This window comes from Flavobacterium sp. W22_SRS_FP1 (assembly GCF_052113685.1).
GTDB lineage: Bacteria > Bacteroidota > Bacteroidia > Flavobacteriales > Flavobacteriaceae > Flavobacterium.
In genome coordinates this window covers 1-5,645 of sequence record NZ_JBGQOE010000054.1, presented here as the reverse complement: position 1 = coordinate 5,645, position 5,645 = coordinate 1, and the positions used below count along the sequence as shown (strand labels likewise).

The 5,645-nt window shown below is 28.4% G+C and carries 7 protein-coding genes; 3 read left to right on the top strand and 4 right to left on the bottom strand.

From position 1 onward, the window contains the following. Positions 1 to 79: 79 nt before the first annotated feature. Positions 80 to 448, top strand: coding sequence for a hypothetical protein (locus ACEN2H_RS15450; protein WP_441733921.1), 369 nt, complete (start codon positions 80 to 82; stop codon positions 446 to 448). Beyond that, the gene (locus ACEN2H_RS15445) at positions 435 to 638 is read left to right on the top strand and encodes a hypothetical protein (RefSeq protein WP_441733919.1); all 204 of its coding nucleotides are present in this window, start codon (positions 435 to 437) and stop codon (positions 636 to 638) included. Before ACEN2H_RS15450 ends, ACEN2H_RS15445 begins: the two co-directional genes overlap by 14 nt. An 833-nt stretch (positions 639 to 1,471) precedes the next feature. Here ACEN2H_RS15445 and ACEN2H_RS15440 read toward each other — a convergent pair. Then, positions 1,472 to 1,687 (bottom strand): hypothetical protein, encoded by a 216-nt coding sequence (locus ACEN2H_RS15440; RefSeq protein WP_441733916.1) that lies wholly within the window; start codon positions 1,685 to 1,687, stop codon positions 1,472 to 1,474. A gap of 301 nt (positions 1,688 to 1,988) precedes the next feature. On the opposite strand from ACEN2H_RS15440, the gene ACEN2H_RS15435 reads away from it, so the two are divergent. Then, positions 1,989 to 2,144, top strand: coding sequence for a hypothetical protein (locus ACEN2H_RS15435; RefSeq protein ID WP_441733914.1), 156 nt, complete (start codon positions 1,989 to 1,991; stop codon positions 2,142 to 2,144). A gap of 480 nt (positions 2,145 to 2,624) precedes the next feature. Here the strand turns inward: ACEN2H_RS15435 and ACEN2H_RS15430 are convergent, their stop codons facing one another. The 3 genes from ACEN2H_RS15430 to ACEN2H_RS15420 are packed head-to-tail and all read right to left on the bottom strand — an operon-like array spanning position 2,625 to position 5,543. Further along, on the bottom strand, positions 2,625 to 3,500 hold the full coding sequence (locus ACEN2H_RS15430) for a hypothetical protein (protein WP_441733913.1): 876 nt from the start codon (positions 3,498 to 3,500) through the stop codon (positions 2,625 to 2,627). A 48-nt stretch (positions 3,501 to 3,548) separates the two neighbouring features. Further along, complete coding sequence (locus ACEN2H_RS15425; RefSeq protein WP_441733911.1) at positions 3,549 to 4,310, bottom strand: DUF481 domain-containing protein; 762 nt, start codon at positions 4,308 to 4,310, stop codon at positions 3,549 to 3,551. Beyond that, entirely contained in the window at positions 4,311 to 5,543 is a 1,233-nt protein-coding gene (locus ACEN2H_RS15420) for a potassium channel family protein (RefSeq protein WP_441733909.1), read from the bottom strand. Positions 5,544 to 5,645 lie beyond the last annotated feature (102 nt).

Sequence of the window (5,645 nt, the reverse complement as noted above, 5' to 3'; positions counted from 1 at the left end):
ACAAGGTTAGGTGATGTATACTTATATGAGGTTGCGACAATAGAACGCATTTTAGATAACAATAAAATAAGTTCATAATATGGAACCAATCACACTAAAAGACCCTCTGACAGGTGAGATATTTTATCCTAAAAAAATATCCCAACGATATGCCTATCCAAAAAATCGGATTAAACACAATAACCTTAAATCTTCTAAATTAAGACAAGAAAGAGCCTTTTTAGATAAGCATTTCCATAAGAACCATATAATCCTGCGGGAAATTTATAAAGAAGGTAGAGAAAACATCTTTAATAGTAACTGGTTGGAAGGAAAAGGATTTCGGACCGACTGTCTAACCCACCTATTTGAGTATCGAGGAATACAAAGAAATTGTGTTTATGAATTTATACTTATAGACACAGAGGGAACAGATAATATTAAAATTATAAGAAATGATAGACTTTAGAAATTATACAACAGTACCCAAAAATTTTGATTTTGAAAGAACTTTAGCCGAAAACCATAAACTAAAATCAAATAACGAAGTACTTATTTTTATAGGTGTAACTGCTGCTATACTAGTTCTAGGATTAACAATTTATGTTGCCAACGAACAGCAGCAGGAAGAGATAAAATATAAAATTGATGTAAATTAAAATATTCGAACTCAAACAAACGAGCTAGAATTTGGTTAAATCTAAAACCAAATTCTAGCTCGTTTGTTTTAAATTAAAACAGAATATCTATATCAAAATTCATTAGATTTATATTTAAAGTAATACTATCAGGGAAATAAAAAGCGCTTTCAAAAACAATTAATGTACCTAATCAACGTGCAAGTGTACTTCAGCTAAAGCTTGCACAGAAAGACTTGTAAACTAGGTCTACCATTATAATACAGACTTTAAAATATTATGTAAAAAATTCAATATCAGAAGTATATATCGATATTGGTTTTAAAAAAAAATATTATTTAGAATATTTATTGTTGTAAGTAATAATTTTTTAAAAGTAGATTTCACAAAAAACCACAAAAAAAACTACTTTTTTAAAGAAAAGCAATCCAAATTAATATGCTTACAATACGGATAGAACACGTCTGTATTTAGATAGAATTTGTTTGAAATTGACAACTGCGAATGTACTTTACCCATGAATTTTATAAAAACTTGATCTTAACTTCTAGTTCTTTGTAGATAATTGATTGAAAAAGTTTTGTAACGCTAATTGTTTCTATTTTTATTTGAGTGTCACTTTGTATTAAAAACCATCAAAGTACATTATCTTGTTATTCCAAAATTTCCAGACCCTTGTCAATTTTCAAATCGATATCATAATAGTTTAAATCGTTTCGTGAGCCGTTTCCGATTTCGATAATGTTTATGGTGCAATCGGTTTAAGGAATTGCTAGCAATTATAAAGAGAAATAGTGCCATTCTTTTTTAGCTTCAAAATAATGATACTCTGGATTGATTGGAATACCAATAGCTTAAGTTAATACATAGTGTTTCCCAGTTTCTTTTATTTCTATAGAAGTATTCTGGACTATTCTGCCCCCCCCCTTTTCTATGTAGATTTCTTTGGCGGTATAGCCAAAGTCTATTTTGGTGTATTCGGTATCCAAAATAATTCGAAATAAATCTGGGTTACTATGAGCGAGTCTTTTTTTAATTATGTTAAACAAAAGTGTCTTTTTATTTTTCATATCCTTGTTTATTCATTTCATTATATAGCCAACTTGGTTCTATAACCCTAAGTTCTGAACCATAAGAAGGTACCATTTTTATCAATTACATTGCAGGAATTAAATGAAGAGTATATAAATTGCCTGAAATCTCTTTTATTACAGACTTTACTTTCATGAACGGTATTGATTTATTTTCACATCAAATCTTAGAATTTCTCGAAAATTTGGTTGAAAAAATGCCATAAAAAAACCCCTAAATTTCTTTAGAGTTTTTTGGCACGAAAGTTCAAATGAAGACAAAAATTTTCGAGAGTATAATATGACTTATTCATACTATGATCTCGCCGATAAAAGTGTGGAAAGTAAATTATTCAAAATTATTTTGATTTTTTATTATCTATCATTAGATAAATTAGACGAAGCGTCATTATTATTTTTAAGAAGAGCAGAATTATTATTAGAGGAGAAAGACTAGCACAAAAAATATGGATTAGTTAGATATTGTTAAAAAGAAATAGATTAGCGTAAGTAATAAAAATATTCTAAAAAAATGGGTGTACCACTTTATGTACAATATATAATAACGTAAGCAAAAGCACTTTTTTATTAGTGAAATAAAGGGCGTAGAAGGTTAAATTATTTGAAAATCCTTGCAAAACATCCTTTGAACCCATTACTTTTGAGTAAAGAAAGGGTAGTATGTTGAGTTAATAGGTTCTGATGGAGCTAAAAATAACAAAGATATTCAGAATACTTAGTTGGCTCCTAAGCGCAGACGTTGGCAAGACTGCTGTAGCAGCTTTTAATGTTGTAGATAAATATAAATTAATACGAAATGTTGTTGGGTATATCGCCGAAATCTTTTTATTTCATTTAGATTTTATAGTATTCGAAAACCTGAAGTTTTTAGTTACAATTGATAGCAATAGATTGAAGAAAACTATGAAATGAAAATCTAGTAAGGCAAATTTATAATAAAAAGTTCAAAAATAGCCATCTCAATAATTTGATACGTGAAATAAACAGCAATTAGTAAAACAAAAAACAAGATTAAAGCAAATGTTCCAGCGCCCTCACCACCTGCTCTAAAAAGCGCAGAAAATAACAAAGGATAAACAACAAAAAGAACAATAATAGCTATCACTGTTAAAACAAGTACACCCATACTATTAATCCAATCTAGTGTAAAAAAACTAATATCACTTATATCACTTAGTTGAGAGGAAAAATATACTTCGTTTATCTTGCTCGAATTTTCAAAAATTATTCCTTTTCTCCAACTTGAACTTCTAAAATTATCATCAATTAGAATATCTTCGCCATTTTCCAGTTGACCTACTACCGAAAATGTTTTACCAGGACCAGATCTTAGATTTAGCTTTTTAACTAAAACACTAGATAACTTTATATTATCAGGAAAAGAGTTTGCGTTCAAATTCCAATCAAATGTTATAAATTCCTTTCCATTAGTTGTTTTTACAAATACAGTGTCTACTATTTTATTATTTTCAAATAAATTATTTTTAGTTTTAAAATATGAAAGTAACTCTTCATTACAATTATTACAGTTCCAATATACTTGATATGCATTAGTGCCATCAACATCAATACTATTAATAGTTTCGATGTCTAAAGAAATTAATTTGTTTTGATTTAAGAATCGTTGCTCAAAAGTATATAGATTTTGATGGTCTTCAGGCCATACATATTTTGAAGCTGAAGAAGTCTCACCTGAGTTTAATCTATTAAACGTTTTTTTTATGTTTCTTTCGTTAGAATCACAAGAGGCTAGTAATACTGATATAAGCGTAAGGTAAATTAAATTCTTCATAGTTATTGTTCTATTTGTAAAGTATTTGCGACGTCGCTTATTTTGTTATTAATTGAATCCTAAATCGTAACTAAAACCAAATAATATTTGAGAATCCGTTTTTTTAATTTGTATGTAAGGTGTCGAGTGAAAACGATATCTAATTGTAGTATAAATTTTTACATGCTCAAAACTATATTGTATTTTAGGCTCTAAATAAACACGGTAATCTTGAAACTCTTTTGAATTGAGTTGATAATAAATTACCGTGTTATTCTCTAATTTTTCCGTAATTTTAAAATTAAAAAAAGAACTAAAACTGTATCTATAGTTTATTACATGAACATCCTCCTCGCTATTTTTTAAATACATTTCATTTTCATAAAATGGTCCAAAGGCAACATCTAAATAATTTTTATTCTTTTTAAATATGCTTTGACGGTATCCAATTCCTATCAAGTATCGACTGTTTAATGACAACGATACCGCTTTTTGTCCCTGAATAAAAGAATAAATAGAATTATATTTTAAAGCGTAACTATACCGTAGTTGACTTGTATAGTCTGAGGAAATTATCTCTTTATCTTGGGATATATATTCATAATTAAAAAATAAACGAACTAAATTGTTGTCCTTTTTAAAGGCAAGTTGATTGGCGGAATTAAGCTGTATTAACTCAATATTACCCGTTGTGTAATTCCCATCAAAATTCGTGGTAAATACAAAAGTACTGTCTGATTTTGATGACATGCTTTCGGTGTTGACGATCGATTGCGCATTAATGATTGAAGAAAAAAAAAGAAAATATAGTATCGAGATTTTACTTTTCATTTAAATAGGAATGTTAGTTTCTGTTGTAACAATATCTTGTTTAAATATGTTTGCAAAATCTGATACATATTGATAGTAGTCAACACCATTTGTTTTTAAAATAGAGACATTAATGTGAAGCATTAGCAGATCATTTTTTGTTTCTTTATGAATTAGATTTACTATGTGATCGGTTTCTGGTTTACCAACGGTAGCGTGTTTACCAATCAGTTTTTGATACTTATCAGATATAATTTTTGCATTGCCATAATAATGATTTAATTTTTCTTTGTTTGAAAAATAAGAGCTGTTTTCAAAACTTCCATCACCCTTTTCGCCACCTACATTAAATTGCATTAAGTATTCATTATTTCCTGCATTTACCATAAAAATACATATCCCATCTTCCTGCATAATCGATGAAATATCTTTTTTGATTTCGTTTAATACAGGTTCTGAAATCGATTTTTCAGAGTAATTTTTGTTATTAACCATATTTAATCTATTCTCTTCTAACAATGTAAATTGTCCAAACTTTTCATTGGATATATAATTAGCCTGAAGTAGTTCTGATATCGCAGAACTAAAATGACCAAAATAGGGTTGAATGTAAGGGTAAAGATTGACTATTGTTAATTTTGAATTTCTGTTAATACATTGTCCGTAGGTTCTATTGAGATTTATAGATTCTAACCCAACAGTATTTATGCCTTCCAACTTTACATTATTTATCCTAAACTTTTTTGAAAATTCACATACTTGGATGACAGAACTTTCTGTTATTCCCATTTTGTATTTAATATCATCTAGACTTAACCATTTTCGTGGTAAATGAGATAAATTAAGATTTTTTTTAACTTTTATAATGGGTGCTAAATATTCGACAGTAAAAGCACTTTCTAATTTTGATTCAAGTGCTGTTAGTTTTTTTAATAATTTATCATTTTCAATTTCTTCGATAAAGCCAGAAGCAATAATACCAGCTGGGAGAGCAAACATTCCGACACCTAGAATTGCTATTAAACCTGAGAGAAATTTGCCTGCTGGAGTTATGGGATTAATATCCTCAGCACCAGTTGTTGTTAGGTATTTATCAATGCCCCACCACAACGAGCTGTAAAGATTTTGAAACGATTTTGGTTGTGCGTCGTGTTCTAAAAAATACATTAATACGGAAGAGATTGTTAGTAAAACTAAAATCATACCAAGTGAAACCGTCAGTTCAGTTTGTTTATTTTTTATTGCTTTTAGCATAATTGTAATTACATTATTATTTTAAAGGCTGAATTCAAGTTACTAATGCAACTTTTTGGTTAAACATATAATTTGGTGTTTCAAAATTAAATCTTTTTCTCG

Excerpts from the sequence above, each read along its gene's own strand:
- ACEN2H_RS15425 (WP_441733911.1), bottom strand. The coding sequence starts at position 4,310 with ATGAAAAGTAAAATCTCGATACTATATTTTCTTTTTTTTTCTTCAATC.
- ACEN2H_RS15450 (WP_441733921.1), top strand. The coding sequence starts at position 80 with ATGGAACCAATCACACTAAAAGACCCTCTGACAGGTGAGATATTTTAT.
- ACEN2H_RS15420 (WP_441733909.1), bottom strand. The coding sequence starts at position 5,543 with ATGCTAAAAGCAATAAAAAATAAACAAACTGAACTGACGGTTTCACTT.
- ACEN2H_RS15430 (WP_441733913.1), bottom strand. The coding sequence starts at position 3,500 with ATGAAGAATTTAATTTACCTTACGCTTATATCAGTATTACTAGCCTCT.
- ACEN2H_RS15445 (WP_441733919.1), top strand. The coding sequence starts at position 435 with ATGATAGACTTTAGAAATTATACAACAGTACCCAAAAATTTTGATTTT.
- ACEN2H_RS15435 (WP_441733914.1), top strand. The coding sequence starts at position 1,989 with ATGACTTATTCATACTATGATCTCGCCGATAAAAGTGTGGAAAGTAAA.
- ACEN2H_RS15440 (WP_441733916.1), bottom strand. The coding sequence starts at position 1,687 with ATGAAAAATAAAAAGACACTTTTGTTTAACATAATTAAAAAAAGACTC.